Genomic DNA, 23,263 nt, shown 5'->3' on the forward strand with positions numbered 1-23,263 from the left:
ACCGCCGTGCCCGGGGAGCACGGCGGTCGTTTATTCATATCGAATCGCGTCGGCGGGCGACATATTGGTTGCCCGTCGCGAAGGAAGCCAGACTGCGAGCGCCACCACCAGCGAAATCATAAGCGCGACCATCCAGAACAGGAGCACAAAGGGCGTGCTTCCATTACCCAGGACGCTCGTCAACTTGGGTGCCACAAAGAATGCCAGGGGCAAGCCGATGGCAAGGCCGGTCAACAATTGCTTACCGCCCTGGAGCATGAGCATACGCAACAAATTATTCTCGGTAGCCCCCATGGCCATGCGCAAACCAATTTCCTGGGTCCGCTGATTGATCAGGTTGCACATCACCGCATAAATACCTGTCGCCGCCAGTATCATCGCTACCAGGCCGAATAACATGAAAAGGTTGGCAATAAAATGCAAACCGGCAGTGTTGCGGGCCAAGCGGTCATCCAACGTCTGGATCTGATTGACCGACAAGTTGCTGTCCACCTGACGGACCGCGTTGATCAGCGCAGGCCCGAGCGTCTCTGGATGCTGGGCGTGCAGCACCAACATCAATGAGGACGCGGGCTGCTGCTCCAGAGAGCGGTACACCGTGGCACGGTGGCGGAAGGCGCTGAAAGGCCGGCCATGAATGACGCTGGGCACCACGCCCACTACGTTGTACCAGCGCTGGTCATCGCTATCGCGAAAGCGCAGGCGCTTGCCAATCACATCACGCTCTCCTGGCCAGAACCGTTCGGCAAAAGACTGGCTGACAACAACCACCTGCTGTGAGTCCCGCGTATCACCGTGGGCGAACTCCCTGCCCGCTGTAGGTGTGATACCCATGGCCGACAGGCTGCCGGGCATGACCTGCACGTCATTGACCATCGGGAAAGACCAGCGCTCGTTGGTGTTATTGGTGGACGAGTCGACATCCACCTGACGCGGCACGGTAAATTGCCCTACAGCACTGGTGGTCAATGCTGCGCTTTGAACCCCGGGGATCGCGGCGGTGGCGTCGCGCAGGCGCTGGTAAAACAGCACACGGCTGGCATCGTCAGGGTAATTATTGACGTTGAGGTGGACTTGCGCGGTGAGGTAGTTATGGGTGTCGACACCGTAATCAGCGCGGGTCGCCTGATAGACCAGCAACGCGAACAACGCACTGATGCACAGGATCGAGCAGGAGAGCCCTACCTCAAACACCACCAGGATCCGCGAAACCCGACCTGCGCCACGGCTTTGCGCACCTCGGGTGCCATCACGGAGCACATCATTGAAGTTGCCATGGACGATTTTCCAGGCCGGCAGTGCGCTGGTCAGCACAGCGGTGATGATCACGAGGACAAGGGCATTGACGATCAACAGGTTATCGAGCGACAAGTGCCACCAGAACGGGATCTTATTGGGCACGAAGCCAGGCAGTATCGTATTGGTGATCTCCAGGCCCCACGCCGCCAGCAGGACCGCCACGACACCGGACAGGAAGCAGATAAACAGACTTTCCAGCATCATTTGCAGTACCAGGCGGCCTGCGGGAGAGCCCAATGCGACCCGGATGGCAATTTCCTTGGAACGCTCGGTCGTTCTTGCCAGCAATAAATTCCCGACGTTACAGCACGCCAATAGCAGCACAAAACTGACCGCGAGCAACATGACGATAAAGATCGGTGTGGTCTCCTCGCCCATGAAATTTTCCTGGAACGTCAGCGCCTGGGCAGACAGTCCCTTATTACTTTCCGGATGTTCCAGCGCCAGTGAACGCATGACACCGTTGAGGTCGCGGTCAGCGTCTTCAAGCGTCGCTCCGGGCTTCAAACGCGCATACACGGAGACTTCCGGAGCGCCTTTACGCACCAGGTACTGCGAAGGTTCGAGCTGGGAAGGCAGCCACAGGTCATGGAAGAAAGGAAAGGCAAAATCGGCCGGCATGATGCCAACGATGCGGGTATGTACGCCATTGATCCTGATATCGCGGCCAATGAGTTGCGCGTCGCCAGCAAAGTAGTTTTGCCACATTGCGTAGCTGATCACCGCGACAGGCTCAGCGCCCGACTGAACGTCTTCCTCGTTTAGCACACGCCCGCGGAAGGGCTGAACAGCTGTATAGGAGAACATTTGTGGGGTATTTCTGATGGCCATATAGGAAACGGCCTTGCTGCCATCACTGATATCCGCACGCTCCGCGTAGAAATACCCCACATCCTCGAGCTGGGTCACGCGCGCCTTGATATCGCTGTAATCCATGTAGTTCAGCCCGGAATCGCTCAGGCTCACACCATTCACGGTCGGGTTGATCAGCACCATGCTTTTTCCGTCCGGGTAAGGGAGCGGCGTGAACATGATGGTATTGATCACCGAAAACATATACAGGGTCAACGCCAGCCCACAGGACATGATTAGCACGGTGATGAAAGTAAAGCCGGGGCTTTTCAGGAGTAAACGCAAGGCATAGCGAATGTCAAAAAGCATCTTATGCTTCCTTCACCAGGGTCAGTTGCGGCGCCTGTTCACCATCGCCGACGACCTTTCCGTCAGACAGGACGATACTGCGCTGTGCGCGTTCGGCAGAGCGAGGATCGTGAGTCACGATGCAGATGGTGGCGCCTTCCTGATGCAACTTATCGAGGATATTCAATACCGCTTCGGCGTTGTGCGAATCCAGGTTACCCGTGGGTTCATCCGCGAGAAGGATCGAGGGGTTACCGACGATGGCCCGAGCCACCGCCACGCGCTGCTGCTGCCCGCCGGAAAGTTGAGAAGGATAGTGACGACTGCGGTGAGACATATTGACCTTGTGCAAGGCCTCGGCGACTCGCTGCTGCCGTTCAGACTTGGAGATATCACTGCGGTAGGTCAGTGGCAGCGCAACATTTTCCTCAATGGTTAAGTCACTGATGAGGTTGAACGACTGGAAGATGAAGCCGATGTCTCGATTACGCACCTGCGCACGCTGTTTCTTGGAAATATTCTCGACGTTGTGACCGGCCAACTGATAAGTGCCGCTCGATGCCGTATCCAGCAGCCCCAGTACTGAAAGCAGCGTGGACTTCCCGCAGCCTGAAGGCCCCGATATGGCCACGTACTCGCCTTTTGAGATGGTGAGCGTGATCTTGCTGAGTGCATGGGTTTCGATTTCATCAGTCAGGAAAATCTTGTTCAAATCTGTCAGTTCTACCAAAGGTTCCATCTTATTGTCTCCAGGGCATTGTCCGGCAGCCGGCGCGAGCGGCATCAATTGGCGATTTGAATGTGATCGGCACCCTGCCAAGCGGTGCTGTCACTGAGAATTATTTTGTCGCCAGCCTTGAGCCCGCTGGTGATCTGAATGTAGTCAGCCGAACCCTGCCCGAAATCCACTTTCATTTTGGTCGCTGAGCGGTCTTTGTCATCCAGCCGGTAGAGCATAGAAGGCAAGTTATTCTGCGCGAATGGCGGGCGCTCGACATACAAGGAATTATTGATTGTCGTCACAGCGATCAAACCGTCGACGCTCAGGTCGGGACGGGCTTCCTGAGGCAGTGGTTGATTAAACGTAACATCCACCTTGACCGTACCGTTGGTAACCGCAGGATCGACCCTCGACAGCACGCCGGTAAAGCGGCTTCGACCTGTGTTGATCGTGACAGCCTGGCCGACCGCCAGATCACGCGACTGCAACTCGGGCACCTTGAGTTCGGCATACAGCTCCTTCTCCTTGGCCAGTCGGGCAATATCGCTGCCTATCGTGACCCGTTGTCCGACCTGGACTTTCACATCTTGCAGAATGCCATCTATGGGAGACTTGACCCTGAGCGAATCAACCTCCTGCTGACTCAACGCAACCAATGACTCCATTTTATTAAGGCGCACGATATTCGCCTTTGTATCAGCCTGGACACTGAGCTTAAGTGTCTTCAACCGCCGTTCTTCAAACACAACCTGTTGCGTGTACTGCTCAGTGAGGATGCGCGTGGTTTCATATTCCAGCCGGGGCACGGCCGCGATGTATTTTTTCTGGGCGGCAAGACGAAGTGTCGAGCCCAGCAAGCGACTCTTGGCCTCCAGCATCAACGCCTCTTGATTAAGAATTTTATTTTGCAGTTCGGCATTTTTTGCCTCGGTTTCTGCCCGTTGCGCGTTAAGTTCCAGCTGGTTTTCCTGAAGTCGCTGTTCGAGCGTCGGATTACTCATGACAACCAGCAACTCTCCCTTGCTGACCTTCATCCCGGCCTTATAGACAACTTCCTCCACCCGAGCATCAACGTTCGCCGCCACCCAGTTGATATCCCAGGGCAACAGTACGCCATTACCACGCACCTCGACGGCAAACTCACCGTACTTGACTTCGGCGACCGTCACGCTGCTACGGGCAACCTGGTAAGGCGAGAACCGATAGGTATAGATAACCAGCAATAGCACCAGCAAAAACACGCCACCCGCAATGGCCTTACTGTGCTTCTTGAATAAGCGCTTATTTCCCGGCTGCGGGATCGAAATATCCATGACAACACCAAAGTTAACGTTCTGCCCAAGCAAAAGCATATTCCATGCCAGAATAAGAAAGCCCTATAACTAATTGATACTTATAAAGTAAAAACGTAGAACCAATTAATACGACCTACCCCACACGGCCGGGCGTCTCACTTTCGGAACGAACGCGATATGCCAGCGCCTATTATCGGGTTCCCAAGGACAATCCGTTGTAAATCGCCGATCCCACTATCGGGACGCAACACAACTTACCGCGTAAAAAGCTTTCGAAAATGGGACTGGCTTTTCCCTGAATCGAGATTCACTTAAAAAGCACTTAACAAACAGCCACTTGAGGCGGCTAAAAAAATGGCATAGCAATTGCCTGTTCATCTGCGCTGACAAACGCAACACCCATAATAAATCTCTTCGCCATTGAGCGCTGCAGAACGGAGTCTGTATGTGGGAACGTAAAATTTCAGACGCAGAAAAGACCTTATTTACACAACACATAATGGACGATTTGTATAAACGTCATTTTGATATCTACGGCAAACATGCCCACATGGAAAAAGCCCTGTGTATTGTCAATGTGATTAACCATATCGTGGAAAACATTTCAGAGGAGATCACCCTGGAGGACCTTGAGCAGATTTGTGGTAAATCCCGCTTTGATATTTGTCGGATGTTCAACTTGTTCTACAATGTGACACCGATCAAATGGATGTGGAGGGTCCGCCTGGCACTGGCAAAAGAGTTTATTCATCTGGCCCCGGAATGGTCATTGACTGATATAAGCTATGCCTGCGGGTTTTCCTCCTTGCCGCACTTCTCGCGTAGTTTCAGTAAAACCTATAATGAAACACCGCTGAAACTCAAGCAGTGCGTCATGAAGTCCACGCGACCGGAAGCCAAGAAAGAGTCTTCGGAATATGACTTTATCTTTGGCATACAAAGAAATGGCTTTTCACGCACGATGCTGATCAACAACATCAACTCACTCTGATCAATAAAAACCAGCCGACTACGCACGAACCTCAAGTCACTCATCCATTCGATACGGCAAGGCTAGAACAATCAACGTCACTGTGCAGCCGCTCCCCCTAGCGTCGGGAGACAGTGGGCGCGACAGATGAAGTGATTCTAACATTCGTCGTGGACGTTTGATGGGTACTTGAGGGGAATGCACGAAAGTGCACAGGGGGTACTCGAATAGTCTAGTGACTTTCTGCAATCAGCGAGCATAAGGCTAATGCCTTGGATGTTTGACACGTCTACGAATCGCGGCGCGCAAGCGCAGTGCGGGATGCCCCATAGCGGCATAATCTTCTTGCGCAGTAGCGTCCAGGAAACTGGAAATACGGCTGAACACCGTGGCATCACGCAGTGCGCCATTATGTCCTATGCCTTCGGTGACTATCAGTTTGCTTCTTCCCAAGACATGGTTGAGTACCATGGCCTCTTCCAAATCAATACTGACGTCGGCCTGGTCATGCAATATCAGCACTGGCTGTTGTATTTTGGAGATCAGTTCGGGGCCAATCTTATCGGGGTTCACACCGTAGCGTAACTGGTAGAGCTTCTTCATTGACGTCGCAATATGCCGGGGTAGTTTATGGCTGAGTACATAGTTGTCCAGCACCTCGCCAAAACTGCACGGACTGCTGATCAAGACCATTCTCTTGAACCGCAGCCCTTGCAGTGCAGCCATGCAGCCTACCAACCCACCGGACGAATGCCCGATCACCACTGAAAAAGGACCGCACTGTCGCTCGATATCGATGACTGCCCGGGAGAGATCGTAAAAAGAGACGCCCTTGCCCGGCGACACCCCGTGTGCCGGCAGGTCAGGTGCAAAAACCGTATACCCTTTAGCCTGCAGGCGCTGAGCAAGGTGCCTGAGCATGATGCTGCGGCCATCCCAGCCGTGCAGCAGCAATACTTTTTCTGCCTGCTGCTCGGCTTGAGGGTAAACGAACATCTTCACGAACGTGTGCCGCCAGGTGAGGTTTTCCTGCCGGCACTGGCTGAGCAGCATCATCTCTGCGGGTTTGTAAGGCAACGGTCGGGTTTTTTCAAACAGATGCATCGCATACAGCGCTGATAGGTAGGAAGACATCATGTCCAGCGAGTAAAGATCGAACAACCTGATGAAACGACACACACGAACATAGTGAGTCGTTGGCCTGACCCTGGCCTTCATCAACAAGGTAGGCCGTAGTCGCATCACCACCAGTACACGAAGATAGTTCTGATGGATCAGCGAAACGACCAGCAAGAGCGGATAGATAACACTAAAGAACATGCTCGTTCCCTATCTTGCTCGCCAGCCGCCAATACTCATTGGCAAAGGCGAACAAGTTGATGGTACTGAACAGGATGATGATACTCATGATTGAGTTCAGGTTAGAGAACCGCTCCCATCCGACCAACAAGACGACGACCATCAGTAACTCTATGATGACCGTCAGAATCAACACGCGACGCGCCTGATCAAGTTGCTCAAGTAACGCTTGCAAGGACGCAACAAACGCCGTGATAAAAAACGTCGGCAATAAAATCAGCATCATCTGGCTACTGGCGTCTCTGATCGCCCCATCGCCTGAAAGAAGGCCAATCAGCATCTTTTCACTGAAGTAAATCGCGACGGTCAGCACAAGATAAAGCCCACCGATAAACATCAGCCCACGGTGCAGTAGCCGTTTCAATTCCCCACCGCTACTGATCGACAGGCGCTGATTTATCAATATCGCCAACGCAGAGCCGCACGCCACGGCCGGAATGACCACAAACATCCTGATCTTGGTAATGATCAAGAAGGCGGCGACATATTGCTCACCCAGGGTCCCTATCAGTGGAAATACCAGCAGTGAACTGAAAAACACCACAATGAAAGACGCAAAAATCGGCAACCCCACCTGCTGCAGCAAACCTTTCAAGCGCGGGATGAACGCTTGCGGCCGGTCATCCTGCTCCAGGTAACTGACTCGCCTGACCAGCCAGGTCGCGATCGGGATCAACAAGCCGGACGCCAGGGCATTGGCGACGATAATGGAATAAAAGCCCAAACCGTAGAGGTGGTAGCTGGTGTAGCAAATGCCGGCGTTCAGGATGATATAGGCAATCACAAGCAGCATGCTCACCGCGCTCCTGCCCTGCCCCCGGAGCGCGCTGTTACACATCTCCAACTGAATGAACGGCAACATCGAAAGGAAATACAGCGGCAGTGCCTCTTGATAAAAGCGACCACCAGAGACGGGAAGTAACTTCTCCAACCAAGGCGAAGTCAACGCAATCGCGCCGCTCAGCAATGCAACGATCAAAACACCCAGCACCGATAAAAGCGAAGTTGCCCTGAATACTTTCTGTTTTGACCAAAGGTTCACAGACCGGGCGCTGAACACCTGGTTACTGATGGCCAGGCATTCGAGAATCGCCAGGAACAAAAAGCTGAACGGCTGGATCATCGACAGCCAGTAAATCGATGTTGTCTCAGCGCCGTGCCCCAAAATGGCAGTCTGTATGTTTTGTGAAAAAGACACCGCGACGGCAACCACAATCATGGGCCAGGCAAGCTTCAGCAGATCTGCAATATCCCGGCCTGCGCCCTGGTGTTGCGACAGAACTATGCCGGGTGAGGTATTCACATGACCTCTCCCAGGCTGTCGCGCCGTGACATGGGGTAGTGCCCCGTCGTTTTTCCATACAGGCTGTAGAGCATCATCGAGAGATAGGACAGCGTGTGCGTCGCACCCAGCAGGTAGCCATGCCCCCCCATCAATTTTTCCGCTCTGTTGTTCAGCAGCGTGATCTGCCAGTGGTCTTCCTCGGCGTCCTGGTAGTCCTGCGCGGCGATGCGCATTTCCCACTGCAAAGCCAACTGGTTGCACTGACTGCTGAGGTCCGCGAACTCAGCCTTGATCAGCTGATGCCGGGTGGCTTTCACGCCAAAGCTCCTGCGGTTGGACAAGTGCGCCCAGCTCATGCCGAGCATGCGCATCAACAACCCCAGGCGGGCAGCGACAGAGACAATGAGTTGGAGGCCGTCGGCGGCGCTCGTCTGCTTTTCTCCGAAAAACTTCAGCTCCAAGCCGAGGGCGGCAAGCACCCTGTCCGCCTGCGGTGGTTGCCCGGCTACCACGGTTCGTTCGTTCGGCACGAGTTGATAACCCTGGCTGAATGCGCACCGAGCCGGGTCGGTAGACTCAAGACGCAACAGCCGCACAGCATCTGCGGGCTCATTGCCCGCAAACAGCTGAAAAACCCTGTCAAACAGACCGTCAGGCATAGGAGCTCTCCAACTGCACATGCTGCTCGATCCAACCGATCAATTTACCCACCGTCGTGAAGGCATCCTGGTCGATTTGATCAGGCTCAAACATCAAACCAGGCACTTTCTCTTCGAGGGTCAATAAGAACTGCACAAACAGCACCGAGTCCAAATCCAGGTCTTCGTTAAAGTCAGTTTCCAGATTGACCGACACGGCCGAGGACATAATATCGTTAAGCGCTTCATTAACAGCCAAGAGAAGGTGTGACATGTAAAACCTCGCTGGAGTGGTTTCTTTCGATTAGCACGCATGAAAGCGTAACGCCCATGCCCATGGTGATGCAGAGGATTCTGTTGCCTGTGAATGTTTCCAACAGCGCCGACAAGTTAAACAAGATATCGGCACAATACGCATGCCCGTAGTTGGCAATATGTTCGGTAAACATGACGCCCTTGAAGTCCAGCCTGGCGGCCACTTTTTTCAGCAACGGCAGATCCAGGTTATTCGGAACGATGGCATCAATGCTGTCAGGCGAGACATTGAATTTATCCAGCGCGTAACGATAAAAATCATAATATTCCTGTTCCAGCGACGCATATAACTCGCGCCGACGTACAGCCGACTCACCCCGGTGATTGTCATAAAAAGACGATAAATGCCTGACGGCGGTGTGTTTCAAGTTCCACAGCGCTGGCCCGGCATTGAGCAGCATCGCCGCCGGCACTTCGGCCAGGACGCTGTTATCCAGTCGACTGACAGCACTGTGAAAAGCCTTCTCTCCCGTCAGCAGGAGCATAGGCTCGCCCTTCTTAATCAATCGGCTTTTTAACAAGTGAATGGCCGACAGGGCAGACGAACAATGATTCAAACTGACGCTGAATACTTGCCAATGCGCTAGGCCACACGCGTGGGCAATATCGTCCAACCAATGATTATCAAAGAACGTGTTATGTGTTTGTGTCTTGGCATACACGAGGCAACCGTTTAACTGTTTGACCTGGGGGTTCGCACTTACCAGTGCGCGCAACGTTTCCACCAGCATCTCGGCATGTGTCGTGGAAGACAGGCCGACCGACGCCAAGGAATAATAGCGCTGGAGTACCTTGCCAGCCCCCGGTTTTAAATCATGGGAGTGCTCAAGCGAACTCAAGGGGACTAAAGAAATACGATCCGGCAACCAACATAAATAATTAAGTGGCAGCATACAGTTTCCGCATGGAGTAATTGTTTAACGCAACTATCAATTACCCACATCGTCCCAGAAACGCGTCGTGCTTTTTGCCTCAAATTGCTTAAAAGGCAGATTTTTCCCATTTGCTGGTCCCACAAATGGAATTTTTAACAACTAACTGGCCGCCAGCTGGACCGCTGGCGGCCTGCAGGTCAGTCCAACATCGCCACATGGCGGGGATGACTGGCGACGCGCGCCATCCACTCCTGAACACCCGGATAAGCGTCCAGGTCAAAACCACCTTCATGGGCCACGTGGGTGTAGGCGTACAACGCCACATCGGCAATGGAGAACTGGTCGCCCACCAGATACGGCGTCAGTTGCAGTTGGCGCTCCATGACCTTGAGCGCCTTGTAACCGCCCTTGTGCAGCTTCTGGTATTCCTCGAGGCGGTCTTGCGGCAAGCCCAGGTAAAACTGGATAAACCGCGCCACTGCAATGTACGGCTCGTGGCTGTATTGCTCGAAGAACTGCCACTGCAACACTTGCGTGCGCAGGCGTGGCTCGGTGGGCAGGAACTCACTGCCATCGGCGAGGAAGTTGAGAATCGCGTTGGACTCCCACAGGCAGGTGCCGTCTTCCAGTTCCAGCACCGGGATCTTACCGTTGGGGTTCTTGGCCAGGAACTCCGGGGTCTCGGTATCGCCGTTGAGGATATCGACATCGATCCATTGATACGGGATGCCCAGCAGGCTGAGCATCAATTTGACCTTGTAGCAGTTGCCCGACTTGTAATCGCCATAAACCTTGTACATGGGGCTCCCCTTATGCCGCTTTCGCGTGCTGTGCTTGTCGGACCACCGCGGCCAGGCGCTTGAGACCTTCGTCGAGACGGGCCGGGTCGATATGGCTGAAATTGAGTCGCAGCGAACCGTGGTGCTGGTCCGGCTCGGAAAAGAACGGTTCACCGGGCATGAACGCGACGTTCTGGTCGAGCGCTTGAGCCAACAAGGTGCGGGTGTCGAGCGGCTGTTTCAAGGTCAGCCAGAAGAATAATCCGCCCTGGGGCACTTGCCAGTCGGCCAGATCGGCGAAATAACATTCCAATGCGGCTTGGAACGCATCGCGACGCTCGCGGTAAAAGCTGCGCAGTTCCACCAGGTGATGCTGGTATTTCTCCGTGCCGATCCACTGCATCGCTTGCCACTGGCCGACGCGGTTGGTGTGCAAATCCGCCGACTGCTTGAGCTTGAGCAGGTGCGGGAACAGGTCCGGGCTGGCTATCAGGTAGCCAACGCGCAGGCCCGGCAACAGGGTCTTGGACACGGTGCCGGTGTAGATCCAACTGGCTTTTTTCAGGCGTCCGACAATCGGTTTGGCGCTGCCGCCGTCGAACGTCAGTTCGCGGTAGGGCTCATCTTCGATCAGGGTCACGCCAAACTCGTCGAGCAAGGCGGCGACGGCGGCGCGCTTGACTTCGCTGTAGCGTACGGCCGACGGGTTCTGGAACGTCGGGATCAGGTAAATGAACGCCGGACGGTGGCGTTCAAGGTTGACCCGCAGAGCGGCCAAGTCGGGGCCATCGGCTTCCAATGACACGGTGAGGCATTCGGCGCCGAACAGCTGGAAGATCTGCAAGGCAGCCAGGTAGGTCGGGCCTTCCAACAGGATCTGCGTGCCTTTGTCGATATACAGCTTGGCCGCCAGGTCCAGGGTTTGTTGGGAACCGCTGACCACCAGCACCTGGCTGGCCTGGCACGGCACGCCAAGGGCTCGGGCCTCGGCGGCGAGCAACTCGCGCAATTGTGGCTCGCCTTCGCTCATGCCGTATTGGCCGATGTTCAGCGGCATGTCATCCCAGTTCAATGCTGGCAGCATGGCCTCCGCCGGCAGGCCCCCGGCGAACGACATCACTTCCGGGCGCTGGGCTGCCGCGAGGATTTCACGGATCAGGGAGCTTTTGAGGCGCGTAACACGTTCAGAGAAGGCCATGGGGTCACCGGTAGCGAAGAGTGCGTTAAATACGTCAAACTGGTTGACCGAAATTACGACGACTTCAGTGGATACGTCAATATGCTTGACCTTAAAAACCAGACCCGCCAACAAGAGGCCATGGAGGCGTTCTTTTTCGGCTACCAGGCCTTCACCGCCAAAGCCGACGAAATGCTCGAACGTCGCGGCCTGAGCCGCGTGCACCAGCGCATCGTATTTTTTATCGCGCGCTACCCCGCCTTGAGCGTGAAGGAACTGCTGGAATTACTCGGTGTGAGCAAGCAGGCGCTGAACATGCCCCTGCGCCAATTGCAGGAAATGCATCTGGTCGACAGCGTCGCTTCCGAAACCGACAAGCGCAAACGCCTGCTGGCGCTCACTGAAGAAGGCCTGCGTTTTGAGCAATCCCTGCGCCGCGAACAGGTGAAGTTGTTGCAACGCGCCTTCAGTGACGCGGGGGCTGAAGCCGTGGCCGGATGGCTAGCGGTGAACCAGGCGCTAAGTGGCCTGAACTAGCCTTTCATCCACTTTTACGCAGTCGATCGAAAACATTATTTGCTTTATTTGTATACAAAAGCATAATTCGCCTCGTGCGAGTTCCTGACCTATTGGTCAACAAACCCGCCAGTACCTCACAGCGCCTAAGCGCTGGCCATAACAATAAAATGCTTGAGGAGTACTCGCTGTGGACAGCCGCAAATCCGAAGCCTCACCCCTGGACCTCCAACCCACCCGCACCGGCTGGCTGGAACGCCTGTTTAAGCTGCGCTTGCATGGCACCACAGTGAAGACCGAGCTGATCGCCGGCCTCACCACCTTTATCACCATGGCCTACATCATTTTCGTCAACCCGAACATCATGGCCGACGCCGGCATCGATCACGGCGCGGCATTCGTCGCCACCTGCATCGCCGCCGCGCTGGGCTGCCTGCTGATGGGCCTCTACGCCAACTGGCCGGTAGGCCTGGCGCCGGGCATGGGCTTGAACGCGTTTTTCACCTACACCGTGGTCGGCACCATGGGCTACACCTGGGAAACTGCGCTGGGCGCGGTGTTTATTTCCGGCGTTCTGTTCATGGGCCTGACCCTGTCCCGCGTGCGCGAATGGCTGCTCAACAGCATCCCTGTCAGCTTGCGCCATGCGATGGGCGCGGGTGTCGGCCTGTTCCTCGGGGTGATCGGCCTGAAGACTGCGGGGATCATCGTCGACAGTCCGGCGACCTTGATCAAACTCGGTTCGTTGCACGAGCCCGCGCCATTGCTGGCAGCCGTGTGCTTCTTGCTGATCGCGATCCTCAGCTACCACCGCGTGTTCGGCGCGATCCTGATCAGCATCATCGCCGTGACCATCGCGGGTTGGGGCCTGGGCCTGGTGCACTACAACGGCATTCTTGCCACACCTCCGAGCCTGGCACCGACCTGGATGGCGATGGACGTAAAAGGTGTATTCAATGTCAGCATGATCAGCGTGGTATTTGCATTTCTTTTTGTACACATGTTCGACACTGCCGGTACACTGATGGGCGTCGCCCAGCGGGCCGGCCTCGTCAATGCCGATGGCAAGATCGATAACCTGTCCCGTGCGTTGAAAGCCGACAGTGCTTCCAGCGTATTCGGTGCCATGGTGGGTGTACCACCGGTGACCAGCTACGTGGAAAGTGCTGCCGGCGTGGCCGCTGGCGGGCGTACCGGGCTGACCGCCGTGACCGTGGGCATTCTGTTTGTGGCGGCGATGTTTTTTGCACCGCTGGCCGGGATGATTCCAGCGTACGCCACGGCGGGTGCGCTGATTTATGTCGCGATGCTGATGATGGCGAGCATGGCCCATATCAATTGGGATGAAGCCACTGACAGCATCCCGGCGATTGTCACCGCAATCATGATGCCGCTGACCTTCTCGGTCGCCGACGGTATCGCCTTGGGCTTTATCACGTATGTGGCGCTCAAGGCTGGCACTGGCAAGTACCGCGAGATTTCTGTCAGCCTGTGGGTGCTGTGCGCGATCTTTATCGCCAAATTCATATTTCTATAAAGGAGCAACGGATGAACCTGGAAACCTGGCTACTGTTCAGCGGCGCAGCATTGGTGGTGATCCTCATACCGGGGCCACTGTCCCTGCTGATGATCAGCAACAGCCTCAACTATGGGCTGCGCCGCTCGTATCCAGCGTTTCTTGGCGGGGTGTTTGCCTCGATCTGCCTGCTCAGCGCCTCGGCGCTGGGTTTGGGTGCGTTGTTACTGGCTTCCGAGCAACTGTTCAGCGCCTTGAAGATTGTTGGCGCGGTGTACCTGTTTTATCTCGCCTGGCAGAGCTGGCAGCAATCGCGGCAACCGGCCCAGCGTGCCGAGGTGCCGTACGCCGCCCCCGTCCCACGCTTTCGTGCGCTATTTGGCCGGGCGTTCGTACTGGGCGCGAGCAACCCCAAGGACATCCTGTTTTTTGCCGCTTTCCTGCCGCAATTCCTCAACAGCCAACAGCCTTTTCTGCCGCAACTGCTGATCATGATCGTCACCTGGACGGCGCTCGACCTGATGTGCAAGCTGGCCTACGGCCTGGGTGCCCACGGCGCTGCTCGCTACCTGCGCAGTGGCAAGGGCCAGAGTTGGTTTAACCGCATCAGCGCCGGGCTATTCGGTGGCGCTGGCGTGATGGCATTGATAAAGGCTAGGACCGGCTGACTTTGGCGAAATAGACACTCGGTCGGCTCCCCCTCATACCGCGCCACTGGATGCCTGCTACGATCAGAACCAGACGGTTTTCGCTCATGGCGCTGCTGACGTCTACCAGTGGCAGCACACCCGGATTAAAGCGAATGGTTTCATTGAGCCACTGAGCCGTCAGTCGCGTATCCAACTCGATCGTCCCACCGTACGTCCAATGGATTGAAACGTAGTAAACCTTATTGGACAGAGGGTGGGTCACGATCAAATCACGGGTGGTTTTATTGAAATGCTTCACCAGCACTTCATGCACGTCAAAGCCTTGCTGCTGCAACACGTGTGTAATCGCCTGGCGCATGGCAACCCCGCGCTGGACCGGGCGCTTGGGAAGGCGGAATTGAAGCGCAGGATCTAGATCTAAACCTGATATCCGGAAGTCGACTCGGGTGAAGCCTGGCGCTTTGCCTTCTACCCCTATGAATATCGATTTACTTTGTCTGTCAGTAGGCCTCAGCAATCTCAACACATCATCCGTTTGCCCTGGTATCGCGGGGGCCGCTGGCAACCAATCGTTCAACGTCGCACGGAGATTGAGCATATGACTGGCCGTTGCAGGGCGTTCCGGGCCTGATAACTCAATAATTCGTGCCACTGTAAATTCTCGGCTTTTGGTGGTCATGGTGGGGAATGCCGTGCCGACGTACTCCGCCAACGGCCTGTCAAAGAGAGGGGCATGGAGCTGCCACCCGCCCGTTGGCGTGCGCGATACAGGAAGGGGCTGTTCAGCACGTGATGTGCTTGCCCAACGCTCAATATCAACGCGAGCCAATGAAACCAGTGGTTCATCCTGTGTGATAAACACTATGTAACCCAAGGGTGCCTGCCCACCCTGGGGGAGCAATCGGTAATAACCGCTCAAAGGATCGTTCAGGGCCGTATAGGGAGGCGCCAGCCGGAGGACATTGTAGGAAAATCCTCGACTATCTACCGGGACGTGAAATACGCCGGGCGCCGGGGACGTCAATTGTTGATGGTTCAGAACCTGCACACGCCAATCCAACCAGTGGGTGGACGTGGAGGAGGACTGGCGTATCTGGCTTTCCGTCGCCCTGCGCACCACGGGTGGCCACCAATCCGGCGGCGGTGGTACCGGGGGTGTCCACGGGGTAAGCAGGCTCGTACTCGTTCCCGCCACCGGTTGCGGCGCGTCCGCGCCGAGTAACCACTCCCTGGACTGGTGAATATCCAGAATCAGTTCGTCCTGACCCGGCGACTGCTGGTTTTTCAGACGAAACCCTTGCCCGCTGTCCCGTTTGTAAACCGGATAATGGTGTGTGTCATCCGCCACAAATAGCTCTCCATTTTTGACGTAGACACCTTCCCGACCCGGCCCCCTCAACGCCACGGCCCCCTCCGGCACCGATGCAGTCTTGAAACGCTCCAGGGCCGGAAGTTGCCTCACGGATGACGCCGAACGGGGAACACCACTCGGTTCCACCCGCCAGCGGCGTATCCGCCCCAAAGCCGGGGGCAGCGCAGACCGTATCGCGGAAGCTGCCGCAACGCCCGCCCTCTTGGGGCCGGGTACGAAAGTCATTACCAGGTTGACCATAAAAAATTTAATCGTATCGGCCAACACGCGCTTATCACTGGTGTCGCCATAACGCTTGTAATGCCGCGCTGCAACGTACAACTCATAGATGTCACTGAACACTCCGAGTATTGGAATAAAGGCACTTAACACCATCCGTGTTTTGGCTAAGCTATCGTCGCGAAGGCGGCGGATTCGGTATTCCTTCAGCGCTTTATTGGAGTAACTGGCTGCCTGTGTCTGGCGTTGCAACTCGTGCACTTTGCCGTGGTACAGCAACGCCTGGGCATTGCAGTTGGACGTGGCGACAATCGCCAGCCAATCCCGTGGATCACTGGCAATCTGCTCGAGCACCTGTTCTTCAATCTCATCAAGCAACAGCGACGGTTCCAGATGCTTGACGGAGAACAGGCGGGTCAACCGCCAAATCCCTCTCACGAGGGAACTGCCAGGAAGCACATCAAATAGGTTGAAGACCTTTGGTTCGAACGGGGACTGATGCTTTGCCTGAAAAGCCCAGCCGGGTGCGACCTGGCGTGCCAGCGTCTTAACGTTATCGGGCAATGCGCCTAGACGGTTCAATTCAGCCTTGGCCTTTTCAAGGTTGCCGTACTCAGTGAGTACCAAGGCGAGGGGGGCCTGGGGCCAATAGACCACGCAAAGCTCCGAGCGCTTGTCTTGCACGACCACTATCCCTGCGACATAGCGATCATGCTGCATCGTATGGCCCACCAAATGAACCACGTGCAGTTGTAACTCATGCTGGTTTTTCATCAGGTCCTGCGGTGTCCGTGCGGCCATTGCAGTGCTGAAAACGCTTTGTGCTGTCGCCGACAGCCCCTGTTGAACCGCTGAAAACAGATGATGCTTACCACCCGCTCGCAACACGCGATTCAATAACTCGGGAATACGTCCTTCGCTGAGCGGGCGGTTGGGGTTAACAGGTGGATAAAACACCTTATTGATCAACGCGTCGTACTGGCCGCCTATATCCAGCGAAGAGATGATTTGCCTCAAATGCGCGGTAGAAAGACTGTCTGGCCACGTCCGTCGCAGAGGGCAAGCACGGTTCAATTTATGGTTCGTCCACGGTGCCAGCGGATCCAGGTTGTGCAGCGCCAGCTCCAACAGACTGAAGGCCCTGCACGAAGAAGACGCGGGTAGTAGCTTTTGCGGGTCTTTCAAGCGGCAAGCGTCTTTATGATCACAATACGTGCCGTGGATATCTCCGGACATCGCCATAAAGGGCTCGTCTATCTCCACCCCCAAGGAGAGCCCCTCGTGGCGCAACCGGGCGGTCAACTTTTGGCGGGCATAGGTGTTCAAGTCCGGCAGACGTTGCTCGAGCCGGGCTAAAAATGCCCAGGTGCTGCTCATGTAAAGCTTCTGCGAGCGTCTGAAGTGTTTTCGCTGCGCACGGGTTGCCCCCGTTAACCATCCCGGCATTTTTTTCGCTTCGAGCGCTACCTTGCGCAGCAGCTCGACATTCGCCTGCGCGCGGCTCAGAGCGCTATTGACGGGAACCTGCAGGTGTTGCTCCAGCTCGGTCAGCAACAGCGCACGACTCAACTCGGCATCCTTTACCTCACTGAAAATACGCGTGATGTCATCGGCGCTGTTGTACAAGCGATAACAAGTCCCAATGAGTTTCTTGAGGGAGGCCAATGCAGGCTTGCCAGGGATAGGCACGTAGCGCACCTCTAAGGTTTCACGCGCCGCATGTGTGCGTAAGTCATTGCGTTTATCGCGCGCGACACAGCCCCACAGCACGGAATCGTCCCGACTGACGAGGCTGGCCTTGACACTTCGGGTGAGGGCGTCCAGCCCGGCAAAAGCCATCACTCCGCCCACTTCGCCAAAGGCATACAGCACCACGGGTAGCTGGCGAAGCGGGACCCTCACCGCTGCGGCGGTCGTCACCACCCTGATGTTATGGAGCGAATAAAAGGCATCCAGCTCGCTGCCAATGGCGATCGACAATACCTGGGTTTGACTGTTCGGACGCCGGGCGGGCAAAGGCTGCTCCACCACTTCAATCATCAAGTCACGATGCGCCGCACTCAGCAACTTAAGCCTGTGTTGCACCTGCACTTCGCAGCGCAAGGCCTCGGCTTGGGCGTGCATAAACGACACAACCCGCCTGGGCGTCCCCTCCCCACCTGGGCGCTCAGACCAAAAATCAACGTGAAGCAATCGTTGCCCGGCACCCAGCGACAAGGCATGCAAGGTTTGGGCGTGAACCTTGAGTTGGTCCACCCAGGCGACGACCTCCTGATATTCCGGTGTCTCGGCGCTTGGATTATCCGGATCCAGCAGCGCGACCAGGCCTTTTTCGTAACGCTTGATCTGCTGCTCTGCCGTGCGCAGCGCCAAGCCGGGCGCGATACTGGCAAAGATAATTTCTGTGCTTCGTCGCTGGTGGTCCCAATCGAGCAATTCGTCACGCAGCGCGCCGAGCCGAGCCCCCCGACCAGTTGTTTCCTGTTGCCCTCCACGTGCTTGAGAAAGGAACCTGCATCAAGTGGCTGCGGCCGCTCTGTGGCAAATACGTGCGGGTGATAAATCACCGAAACACAGGCCAACTCGTTATTCCATTGCTGCCTCAGCAACTCCTGCGCGCCCAGCGCCAACGCATCCTCTAAAATCTCCAAGCCACGCACAACGCTGGACGCCGGGGACAAGTCCGCAGGACGGCATAACACTGGGCGACGATTTAAAGGCAAGCATTGCCAGAGCTCGTCAAACCGCGACTTGCTCAGCTCCAGCACACCGCACTGAAGCGCGACGAAGGAAGGGTACTCGTAGAGATTGCGGGCCACACCCGGCAGGTAAATGATATGCGGCACACCACTGGGGTCACCCTCGCGATAGATATGCAAGGCACCTGGAATCACCATCGCAGGTGTACCCGGCCAGAGTAACTGGCCCACTCGCACACCGGCCCAATCCCCCCCGCGACCTGACGCGCCTGCGCGCTCGGGGCATCAATCACGGCCTGAACCATGGCCATTCCGGTACTCGACAGCTCATCCAGTTGCCGCGCGATCAAAGCACGGTCGGCGAAGAGTTCCTCGTGCAACGCTACCCAGCGCTCCCGGCGCGTCCGCCAGGAACCGTATGCCAAGGTGTCCCAATAGTGAGCGGCCGTGTGGATTAATCGCTCATAGAGCCGCATCGCGACCACTCGTTGAAGGGCTTCCAACGGCGTCAACGTCAATCCAGAGCCGGGCTTTCCTTTGATGGTCAGGGTGGTTGACGGGGAAACACTGGCAGCCGTCCAGGGCTCAAAAAGCAACGACAATGCCCGACTGGTCAGGCTGTCGACTTTCTCGGGCTCACCGCCCTTCGCAGGCACGGTAAACAGCAGATCATCCGGTTCCTCCTTGAATTCCTTGTACAGCTCGGCGCGAATCACCTTCAAGATTTTGGGCGAGCGCCCCAGCAGATGTGTCAGCGTCTGCGCCGACTCGCGGCAGCGCATGTCGGCCAGCCAGATCTGATTGATCAGACGGCTGGGATGGGTAGAGGTGCGAATCCGTACTTTCAACTGGTTGCGAATGGCCCGTAACTCGGCGTCGACGGTCTCTTCAGCATCGCTGGCGTCGTCAATGTCGTCGGTGTCGGACGCAGGGCTGGAAACGGGAGGAGCGGACTGACTTTCGGTGGCCGAGGTCATGGTGTTTTTTCTCGTGGAGGAAAACACTCAGCCTAAGCAACGCAGGCGGTCAGAAGGCGCTAGATAATTGAACCCACTGCAGGCAAAAAAAAGCCCGCAGTGTGGGCGGGCGAAAAACCAACGAAGAGCTTTGGGGGTGTGAAGCGAGGTGACGCTCAGCTACCGCGATAGGTGGAGTAGCTGTAAGGCGAAATCAGCAGCGGGACATGGTAATGATCCTGTTCGGCGCTGATGCCGAAGCGCAGCACCACCACATCGAGAAACGCCGGCTCAGGCAATTGCACGCCACGGGCGCGGTAGTAATCACCGGCGCTGAATTGCAGCTGGTAGACACCGCTGCGGTAATCGTCGCCTTGCAGCAATGGCGCGTCGCAGCGGCCGTCGCTGTTGGTCACGGCGGTAGCGACCCGCTCAAGCTGAGTGCCGTCGACGCGATACAGTTCAACCTTGATCGCGCTGCCGGGGCAGCCGTGTGCGGCGTCCAAAACGTGTGTGGTCAAGCGTCCCATGGCGTCTACGCGCCTCCCGTGGTCAGTAGAAGAGTGATCCGCACTTTTTCAGGGCATCGAAAAAGCCGGCGATGACTGATTAAGACACTTTTAAAAAAAATTGTACACAATAAAAATCACAAATCCTCGGATCAGCACACCGCTGATGCTCGACAGACTGATCGATGGGTAATCCTTGCTTTTAAACGACCTTTTGTCCATTAGCTGACCAGTCAGGCAAGTTTCTTGCTACACCCTTTACACAGAGCTCTGCGGAAAAAATGCATAAATGCAGGCTTACAAAGTTGCCGATAAGTTGTATACAATCACTCATCGCCGTGACGCCACCCAGTCTTTTCACTGCCCGGCCGCCACATGAATGATCACGAACAAGAAGGAAGACTGCAGTGAGCGCTGACTACCCACGCGACCTGATCGGTTACGGCAGTAACCCTCCTCACCCCCACTGGCCGGGCAAGGCGCGCATCGCGTTGTCTTTCGTACTCAATTACGAAGAAGGCGGCGAGCGTAATATTTTGCACGGTGACAAAGAGTCTGAAGCCTTCCTGTCGGAAATGGTTTCGGCGCAGCCGCTGCAAGGCGCGCGCAACATGAGCATGGAGTCGCTGTACGAATACGGCAGCCGCGCTGGCGTGTGGCGCATCCTCAAGCTGTTTAAAGCATTTGATATTCCACTGACCATCTTCGCCGTGGCCATGGCCGCCCAGCGTCACCCGGACGTGATCCGCGCGATGGTCGAGGCCGGTCACGAAATTTGCAGCCACGGCTACCGCTGGATCGACTACCAGTACATGGACGAGGCCCAGGAGCGCGAGCACATGCTCGAAGCCATCCGCATCCTCACCGAACTCACCGGCGAGCGCCCATTGGGCTGGTACACCGGGCGCACCGGCCCGAATACCCGCCGGCTGGTGATGGAGGAAGGCGGTTTCCTGTATGACTGCGACACCTACGACGACGACCTGCCCTACTGGGAGCCTAACAACCCTACCGGCAAGCCGCACCTGGTGATCCCCTACACCCTGGACACCAACGACATGCGCTTTACCCAGGTGCAGGGTTTCAACAAGGGCGATGACTTTTTCGAATACCTCAAGGACGCCTTCGACGTACTCTACGCCGAAGGGGCCGAGGCGCCGAAGATGCTTTCCATCGGCCTGCACTGCCGCCTGATCGGCCGCCCTGCGCGCCTGGCTTCGTTGAAGCGGTTTATCGAGTACGCCAAAGGTCACGAACAGGTGTGGTTCACCCGCCGCGTGGACATTGCCCGTCACTGGCACGAAACCCACCCGTACACGGGAGCAGCGAAATGACTGCGTTCCAAACCCTTAAACCATCGACCCTGAGCCGCGATGAATTCGTCGCCGCCTTCGCCGACATCTACGAACATTCGCCATGGGTGGCCGAGAAGGCCTTCGACCTGGGCCAGGACGCCTCGATCGACGAGATCGAAACCCTGCACCAGCGCATGAGCGACATCCTGTTGAGCGCCGATCATGCCAGTCAACTGGCCCTGATCAACGCTCACCCGGACCTGGCCGGCAAAGCCGCCGTCCAGGGCCAACTGACCCAAGCCAGCACCGATGAACAAGCCGGCGCGGGTATTCACCAATGCACGGCCGAAGAGTTCTCACGCTTCACCGAGCTGAACGACGCCTACAAGGCCACGTTCAAGTTTCCCTTCATCATGGCGGTAAAAGGCAGCAACCGGCATCAGATCCTGGCCGCGTTCGAAACGCGCATCCACCACTCGGCAGACGCCGAGTTCAAGTGCGCACTGGCCGAGATCAACAAGATCGCATTGTTCCGATTACTGACCCTCTAAACGACCATCCCCAGCCACTCTATCTAAGGCAGACAAGAAGAATGAAAGCTTACGCCGTACCTTTCGAGAAGTTCGTCAACCTGGCCGACGCCCGTCTGGGCACCAAGATCCTTTCGGTGACCGATGACTGGTTCGCTGACGCCAACCGCCTGTTCCAGCCGACCCCGGCCGTGTGGAAGGAGGGCGTTTTCGATGACAACGGCAAGTGGATGGACGGCTGGGAGTCGCGCCGCAAGCGCTTCGAAGGCTACGACAGCGCGGTCATCCGCCTGGGCGTACCCGGCTCGATCAAAGGCGTGGACATCGACACTTCATTCTTCACCGGCAACTACCCGCCGTCGGCGTCGCTGGAAGCCTGCTTCCTGGCCTCGGGCGACCCGGATGAGAACACCCAGTGGGTGGAAGTGCTGTCGGCCGTCGAGCTGCAAGGCAACAGCCACCACTACCACGAGATCAACAACGACCAGGCCTACAGCCACCTGCGCTTCAACATCTATCCGGATGGCGGCGTGGCGCGTCTGCGTGTGTACGGCATTCCATTCCGCGACTGGTCGTCGGTCGGCGACAACGAACAAGTCGACCTGGCCTCAGCCCTCAACGGTGGCCGCGCGCTGGCCTGCTCCGATGAACACTTCGGCCGCATGAGCAACATTCTCAACCCAGGCCGTGGCATCAACATGGGCGACGGCTGGGAAACCGCACGTCGTCGTACACCGGGCAATGACTGGGTGATCGTCGCCCTGGGCCACCCGGGCGAGATCGAGAAGATCATCGTCGACACCCTGCACTTCAAGGGCAACTACCCGGACACCTGCTCGATCCAGGGCGCGTTCGTCAAGGGCGGCACCGACAGCCAGATCGAAACTCAATCGTTGTTCTGGCGCGAACTGCTGCCGGCGCAAAAGCTGGAAATGCACGCCGAACACACCTTTGCCGAGCAGATCAAGGCACTGGGGCCGATTACCCACATCCGCCTGAATGTGTTCCCGGATGGGGGTGTAAGTCGCCTGCGCGTCCTCGGCAAGGTCGCGAAATAGACACTGCCTGTAGTGAGCGGGCTTGTCCCGCGCTGGGTGGCGAAGCCGCCCTAAAACCAGGCGCCTGAGTGCTGTCTGGCAGAAAGCGGT

20 protein-coding genes are annotated in these 23,263 nt (G+C 56.5%); 7 read left to right on the plus strand and 13 right to left on the minus strand.

Going from position 1 to position 23,263, the window contains the following annotated elements; translation table 11 throughout:
- Nucleotides 1–30: 30 nt before the first annotated feature.
- From AB4O35_RS25700 to AB4O35_RS25710, 3 genes are read right to left on the minus strand one after another with little or no spacing between them, the layout of a single operon-like run.
- Nucleotides 31–2,460: an ABC transporter permease gene (locus AB4O35_RS25700; protein WP_065880805.1), complete on the minus strand. Its 2,430-nt coding sequence runs from the start codon at nt 2,458–2,460 to the stop codon at nt 31–33.
- A 1-nt stretch (nt 2,461) separates the two neighbouring features.
- A complete protein-coding gene (locus AB4O35_RS25705; protein ID WP_065873361.1) occupies nt 2,462–3,178 on the minus strand; it encodes an ABC transporter ATP-binding protein in 717 nt (238 codons plus the stop codon).
- Between the two features lie 44 nt (nt 3,179–3,222).
- Nucleotides 3,223–4,473 (minus strand): efflux RND transporter periplasmic adaptor subunit, encoded by a 1,251-nt coding sequence (locus tag AB4O35_RS25710; protein ID WP_065873420.1) that lies wholly within the window; start codon nt 4,471–4,473, stop codon nt 3,223–3,225.
- 427 nt (nt 4,474–4,900) lie between these two features.
- Between AB4O35_RS25710 and AB4O35_RS25715 the strand changes: the two genes are divergently transcribed.
- The gene (locus tag AB4O35_RS25715; RefSeq protein ID WP_065873362.1) at nt 4,901–5,446 is read left to right on the plus strand and encodes a helix-turn-helix transcriptional regulator; all 546 of its coding nucleotides are present in this window, start codon (nt 4,901–4,903) and stop codon (nt 5,444–5,446) included.
- A 243-nt stretch (nt 5,447–5,689) separates the two neighbouring features.
- Here the strand turns inward: AB4O35_RS25715 and AB4O35_RS25720 are convergent, their stop codons facing one another.
- The 7 genes from AB4O35_RS25720 to AB4O35_RS25750 all read right to left on the minus strand — a co-directional run bounded on the left by AB4O35_RS25720 (nt 5,690) and on the right by AB4O35_RS25750 (nt 11,874).
- On the minus strand, nt 5,690–6,745 hold the full coding sequence (locus tag AB4O35_RS25720; protein WP_065945315.1) for an alpha/beta hydrolase: 1,056 nt from the start codon (nt 6,743–6,745) through the stop codon (nt 5,690–5,692).
- Nucleotides 6,735–8,087, minus strand: coding sequence for an MATE family efflux transporter (locus AB4O35_RS25725; RefSeq protein ID WP_065873364.1), 1,353 nt, complete (start codon nt 8,085–8,087; stop codon nt 6,735–6,737). The genes AB4O35_RS25720 and AB4O35_RS25725 overlap by 11 nt, the downstream gene beginning before the upstream one ends.
- The gene (locus AB4O35_RS25730) at nt 8,084–8,728 is read right to left on the minus strand and encodes an acyl-CoA dehydrogenase family protein (RefSeq protein WP_065873365.1); all 645 of its coding nucleotides are present in this window, start codon (nt 8,726–8,728) and stop codon (nt 8,084–8,086) included. Before AB4O35_RS25730 ends, AB4O35_RS25725 begins: the two co-directional genes overlap by 4 nt.
- On the minus strand, nt 8,721–8,981 hold the full coding sequence (locus AB4O35_RS25735; protein WP_065945314.1) for an acyl carrier protein: 261 nt from the start codon (nt 8,979–8,981) through the stop codon (nt 8,721–8,723). The genes AB4O35_RS25730 and AB4O35_RS25735 overlap by 8 nt, the downstream gene beginning before the upstream one ends.
- Nucleotides 8,956–9,915, minus strand: coding sequence for a 3-oxoacyl-[acyl-carrier-protein] synthase III C-terminal domain-containing protein (locus tag AB4O35_RS25740; protein WP_065873367.1), 960 nt, complete (start codon nt 9,913–9,915; stop codon nt 8,956–8,958). The genes AB4O35_RS25735 and AB4O35_RS25740 overlap by 26 nt, the downstream gene beginning before the upstream one ends.
- 179 nt (nt 9,916–10,094) lie before the next feature.
- Nucleotides 10,095–10,697, minus strand: a complete 603-nt coding sequence (locus tag AB4O35_RS25745; protein WP_065945313.1) for a glutathione S-transferase family protein — start codon at nt 10,695–10,697, stop codon at nt 10,095–10,097.
- Nucleotides 10,698–10,707: 10 nt separating this feature from the next.
- Complete coding sequence (locus tag AB4O35_RS25750; protein ID WP_065945312.1) at nt 10,708–11,874, minus strand: aminotransferase-like domain-containing protein; 1,167 nt, start codon at nt 11,872–11,874, stop codon at nt 10,708–10,710.
- Nucleotides 11,875–11,955: 81 nt separating this feature from the next.
- Here AB4O35_RS25750 and AB4O35_RS25755 point away from each other — a divergent pair, with 81 nt between their 5' ends.
- The 3 genes from AB4O35_RS25755 to AB4O35_RS25765 all read left to right on the plus strand — a co-directional run bounded on the left by AB4O35_RS25755 (nt 11,956) and on the right by AB4O35_RS25765 (nt 14,553).
- On the plus strand, nt 11,956–12,390 hold the full coding sequence (locus AB4O35_RS25755) for a MarR family winged helix-turn-helix transcriptional regulator (protein WP_065873370.1): 435 nt from the start codon (nt 11,956–11,958) through the stop codon (nt 12,388–12,390).
- 169 nt (nt 12,391–12,559) lie between these two features.
- Entirely contained in the window at nt 12,560–13,906 is a 1,347-nt protein-coding gene (locus AB4O35_RS25760) for an NCS2 family permease (RefSeq protein ID WP_065873371.1), read from the plus strand.
- Between the two features lie 11 nt (nt 13,907–13,917).
- Nucleotides 13,918–14,553 (plus strand): LysE family translocator, encoded by a 636-nt coding sequence (locus AB4O35_RS25765; RefSeq protein ID WP_065945311.1) that lies wholly within the window; start codon nt 13,918–13,920, stop codon nt 14,551–14,553.
- Here AB4O35_RS25765 and AB4O35_RS25770 read toward each other — a convergent pair.
- The 3 genes from AB4O35_RS25770 to uraH form a co-directional block, all read right to left on the minus strand.
- Nucleotides 14,540–18,562, minus strand: coding sequence for a dermonecrotic toxin domain-containing protein (locus AB4O35_RS25770; RefSeq protein WP_460149361.1), 4,023 nt, complete (start codon nt 18,560–18,562; stop codon nt 14,540–14,542). The genes AB4O35_RS25765 and AB4O35_RS25770 overlap by 14 nt on opposite strands.
- 454 nt (nt 18,563–19,016) lie before the next feature.
- Nucleotides 19,017–19,802, minus strand: coding sequence for a hypothetical protein (locus tag AB4O35_RS25775; protein ID WP_460149362.1), 786 nt, complete (start codon nt 19,800–19,802; stop codon nt 19,017–19,019).
- Nucleotides 19,803–19,957: 155 nt separating this feature from the next.
- Entirely contained in the window at nt 19,958–20,311 is a 354-nt protein-coding gene (gene uraH / locus AB4O35_RS25780; protein WP_065873374.1) for a hydroxyisourate hydrolase, read from the minus strand.
- A 386-nt stretch (nt 20,312–20,697) separates the two neighbouring features.
- Between uraH and puuE the strand changes: the two genes are divergently transcribed.
- Genes puuE through alc form a run of 3 tightly spaced genes read left to right on the plus strand, consistent with a single transcriptional unit; the run spans nt 20,698 to nt 23,173 of the window.
- Complete coding sequence (gene puuE, locus AB4O35_RS25785) at nt 20,698–21,624, plus strand: allantoinase PuuE (protein ID WP_065873375.1); 927 nt, start codon at nt 20,698–20,700, stop codon at nt 21,622–21,624.
- The gene (gene uraD, locus AB4O35_RS25790; RefSeq protein WP_065873376.1) at nt 21,621–22,136 is read left to right on the plus strand and encodes a 2-oxo-4-hydroxy-4-carboxy-5-ureidoimidazoline decarboxylase; all 516 of its coding nucleotides are present in this window, start codon (nt 21,621–21,623) and stop codon (nt 22,134–22,136) included. The genes puuE and uraD overlap by 4 nt, the downstream gene beginning before the upstream one ends.
- A 41-nt stretch (nt 22,137–22,177) precedes the next feature.
- Entirely contained in the window at nt 22,178–23,173 is a 996-nt protein-coding gene (gene alc, locus AB4O35_RS25795) for an allantoicase (protein WP_065873377.1), read from the plus strand.
- Nucleotides 23,174–23,263: the final 90 nt, after the last annotated feature.

The sequence above is a fragment of the Pseudomonas sp. H1_A03 genome (assembly GCF_054685145.1).